Raw genomic sequence first — 2,393 nt, forward strand, 5'->3', positions numbered from 1 at the left:
GTTAACAGCTCTGGGTATACAACGTAACGGTAAGCTGATTAACGTGAGCCTGAGAGAGCCTCCAACCTGAGGGCTGTCGGGTTATTGCGCCTTATGTCCATTTTACAGAAAGGCTGTCAGGGGCCTGTTTAACATAATGTCTCCGATAATAATCAATGGTTACTTGTAATTGAAATCTGGATCTATTTTTCCTTTCCAAGGATCAAAAGTTACCTTTGGATCAGAAGGGTTATCTGATGTGGCTACTCCCCAAGTATGTATACCAGAAGAGTATGAGATGCTATCAAAATTCGATGGTCGCCCTGTTGAGTGTTGTTGCAGATAAAGAAGGTAATAACAGCAAGTTGCACAGGTGCCCTTCCGCGTCAAAAAATGAGCAGTTTCATTGCACTACGATTGACTGTTAGCTTGAACAGCACTCCAAAGGGGCACCATCAATATTCGCAAGCATAAGATTTCCTTTGTGGATGTTCCTGAAATATTCGAGAAAGAAGTCGTGATTGATTATGACGACAGTCAAAATTATAACGAGAAGCGTTGGATTGGGATTGGTGTATTACGGAGTGTAATAGCGGTTGTGATATCCACTGAACGTAGAAACAATACAATTCGTATAATTTCAGCGAGAAAAGCGAACAGAAATGAGCGAAACGATATTACAACAAAATCATCTGAAACCGATTGGACGGCCTTGGAAGCCATGGCTGAAACAGTGACCTGTCCTAGCCGAAAACTCATGGCGAACTGTAGGGGGATCAGGAGAGTTTATTATGAATTCCCTCAAGAAAAATCGGCAATCTCTAAACCCTCAAGATTGACCAGTTCACAAAGGGGATCGGCCAGCGGCTCTGTACAGATATCCACCGGGCTCATCGGGACGTATCTTTCACCGGTATATCGTTTATCTGTGATTTGCCGCTCTGTGATCACCCGCTCTAAGAGACCATCCTCTTTGACCTCAAGGCCTGTTTCGTTGAGGTCAAGAAGATTATACTGCGCACACTCCGCAAGGCTGACCAAGGCTTTGTCCCCTATTTCTCTGATATAAGGACGTAATTGAGGGTGAAGTTCGTGGTTCTGCAGGTAAAGAAAGGTATACAATACCTTGGCCTCTAAAAGTCGTCCTTTTTTTCGTGCAACTTCGGCAGCCTCAAGGATGGAACTGTTGATCTCTTTTTTCTGTTTTAGGATATTGGCTATTGCTCCAAATTCTTCTTCAGCATCTGGAAAGACAGCTAATATGGTATTAAATTTTTCCTGGGCCTGCTGAAAGTCGTTTTCTCCAAGAAGTTCAACAACCTCATCAATGAGCCTCTGACGGATTTTCCTCAGTTTATCAAGGTAGCCTGTGACCTTTTCATCATCTTGATGATGTTTCTGGAGCTTTAAAAAGGCTGTCCAGGCTTCCCCGTACCACTCTTTTTCAAAAAAGATCGGAAGAGCACACGTTTGTTCTAAATATTTATCCTGTTCTTTGGCCTTCCGGCGTAAGGCTATGACCTTTTCCTCCAGACCTGGATCAAATGCCTTGATATTTCTTAATAATAACGCTGCCTGCTCATGATCTCCCTGTTCAAAAAGCTCCTGGGCTTGATGGTACTTTTTTGCAATATTGATATCACGGTTAATATTAGAGATTAACAGGATGAAATCGGTCCTGCTATCCGGAAATTCCAGAGAAAGCTTTTCTGCCAGTTTTTTGGCGTTCAGCAACTCGCCAGCACTGATCAGCTGGTAGACTTCACCGGTTTTACGCATCTTTTCCTGTTCATATTCTGCAAAGACAAGATCACAGGAAGGGCATACTTTCTCCTCTGTTTGGTGTTTGCATCTGGGACATGTTGTCATGGTGCTGTCCTCCTGATTTTTTTATAGTATTTCGCGATCTGTAAGGGCACGGCGCACCGTGCCCCTACTAACCCTGTTTCGTAACCGTGCAAAAGCGCGTTCCACAGTCCCAACCGAAAGAAAATATTTCCACAAATGTTGCCGCAACGAGCCGCCTATGACGTTAATTAACGGAGTCACAACCTCAACCTGGCCCCAGCCTGGTTGCCAAATCCGGGCCTTGCCCTTTCGTCCATGGATACTCAATACCGGCACATCCAGACAGGAAGCCAGATGGCCGCCACCGGAGTCATTGCCAATAAAAAAACCAGATTCATAGAGAAAGGCAGCGCATTGCCCCACATCTGCAAAGCCGTGGAGAGGAAAACGATCCGCAATAACAGGTTGCCAGGTTTCCTGTTCTGCTGCACTCATTATACAGGCCCCTGACAGCCTTTTTCTGCTAGCTGGTTAATCTTTTAATTTTACACCAGAAAAAAATGGACATTTGAGATTTTTCTGGTATTAATGTAATAAAAAACGATTTGTCATTGGTAACCAAGGGA

General features: G+C 44.1%; 2 protein-coding genes and 1 pseudogene. 1 reads left to right on the forward strand and 2 read right to left on the reverse strand.

Going from position 1 to position 2,393, the window contains the following annotated elements; translation table 11 throughout:
* Positions 1-433 precede the first annotated feature (433 nt).
* Positions 434-649, forward strand: a pseudogene (locus tag L2082_RS19090) (BrnT family toxin); the annotation flags it as partial.
* 131 nt (positions 650-780) lie between these two features.
* Here L2082_RS19090 and L2082_RS19095 read toward each other — a convergent pair.
* Both L2082_RS19095 and L2082_RS19100 read right to left on the reverse strand, forming a co-directional pair.
* Positions 781-1,848, reverse strand: coding sequence for a hypothetical protein (locus tag L2082_RS19095; protein ID WP_446012187.1), 1,068 nt, complete (start codon positions 1,846-1,848; stop codon positions 781-783).
* Between the two features lie 21 nt (positions 1,849-1,869).
* The gene (locus tag L2082_RS19100) at positions 1,870-2,262 is read right to left on the reverse strand and encodes a glycosyltransferase family 9 protein (RefSeq protein ID WP_446012188.1); all 393 of its coding nucleotides are present in this window, start codon (positions 2,260-2,262) and stop codon (positions 1,870-1,872) included.
* Positions 2,263-2,393 lie beyond the last annotated feature (131 nt).

It is taken from the genome of Candidatus Electrothrix sp., assembly GCF_052785085.1.